Raw genomic sequence first — 1,537 nt, 5'->3', positions numbered from 1 at the left:
AATTCTTTTTTATAAATAATTCTACGCCATAAGATTTTCCTTTACCCGTATGAACCAGTTTTTACATTTAGTGCCCAACAGCACTTCATCAATACCTACCGACATCTGGTTGAGCAGCAGCCCCAGGATTAAACCGCAATACAGTATTCAAATTGCGTTGGGGTTATTTAAAAATTTTAATGATAATACTATTGAAGCCAGTATTGAAGCGTATTATAAAACAATGGATAACCAGGTATTATTTAAAGAAGGTACAGAAATTTTACTGGCTACCAATCTTGACAGTGTAATAACATTCGGTAAAGGAAAATCTTATGGCGTAGAATTATTTATAAAAAAGAATTTTGGTAAACTAACCGGTTGGCTAAGTTATACCTGGAGCAAAACCACACAGCTATTTCCTGAATTAAACAGGGGATTAAGTTTTCCTTCATCGTTTGACAGGCGGCATAATTTTTCTTTAGTGGGCAGTTATGAATTAACCAAACACTGGACGGTATCAGCAGATTTTGTTTTCTATTCGGGCAAGCCATTTACTTTACCGGCTGGCCGCATTACGGTACCGGTTAATGGTTCGCTGTACGATGGCACTTTTTATGATTTTACCAGCCGTAATAATGTAAGGCTCCGTACATATCACCGGCTGGATATAAGTTTTTCCAATAAAAAAACAGTTAAGTTTTGGGGCAAAAAATATGAAAGGGAGTGGGTGTTTGGGGCATACAATATATATAGCCGCCTAAACCCCTATTTTGTTTACTTAACTACCAACTCCTTCACTAAACTGCCAGAAGCAAGGCAGGTTTCTCTGCTGCCCTTTATACCCAGCGTTAGTTTTAATTTTAAATTTTAAAATCATTTTTCATGAAGAAAATAATAAATTTACTGCTCATAGTTATCAGCATTATTTTTTGCTCCTGCGAAAAAACAATTACTATAACTCCGCCATCTTATCTCAGCAGGCCCTCTGTACAAAGTATGCTGGAACCCGATAGTGTACCCATTGTTTACTTTAACAGAACGGTTCCCTATTTTAATGAAAATTTATTATTCAGAGATTTAGTTATCCGCAACGCACAAATAAAAATACAAAGCAGCACAGGTACCGACAGTTTAAAATTAGATAGTGTGTACGACAAATCTTTTTGCCAGTATAATTATTATTACAAAGGCAATACACCTGTACAGCTTAATAAAACTTACACACTTACCATAAAAAATGGTGCCGATAATTATACCGCTACCTGCCAGACCAGCCATTTAAAACCTGTTATTGACAGTACAGGCTACATCCCGGAGTTTTTTGATTTATATGGTGGGCACGAAGGGGTGATTGTTTATTATAAAGATATCCCTTCGCAAATAAATTATTACCGGTACGAAATGGACAGGTATGTTGATACAAGTACCCTTCAGGCTTTTGTAAAAGTTAAAGCCAGCCCCTGTTTGGTGGGCAGGGATAGTGCTTTGTTTCATGAATTGGGGCGTTCTGTTTATGCAGATGAAGGGATAGTGCAGGGCCAGCAAATAAAAATTG

General features: G+C 36.9%; 2 protein-coding genes. Both read left to right on the top strand.

Going from position 1 to position 1,537, the window contains the following annotated elements:
- The first annotated feature begins 49 nt into the window (after window positions 1-49).
- Complete coding sequence (locus ACY65O_RS06630) at window positions 50-853, top strand: hypothetical protein (RefSeq protein ID WP_462220067.1); 804 nt, start codon at window positions 50-52, stop codon at window positions 851-853.
- 11 nt (window positions 854-864) lie between these two features.
- Window positions 865-1,537 (top strand): DUF4249 family protein (locus tag ACY65O_RS06625; protein WP_462220066.1); only part of this gene is annotated, 673 nt, incomplete at its 3' end.

This window comes from Ferruginibacter sp. (assembly GCF_031430955.1).
Lineage (GTDB): Bacteria > Bacteroidota > Bacteroidia > Chitinophagales > Chitinophagaceae > Ferruginibacter.
This window is presented reverse-complemented; position numbering and strand designations above follow the sequence as displayed.

Coding starts and splice junctions, on each gene's coding strand:
- ACY65O_RS06630 (WP_462220067.1), top strand. CDS start 50: ATGAACCAGTTTTTACATTTAGTGCCCAACAGCACTTCATCAATACCT.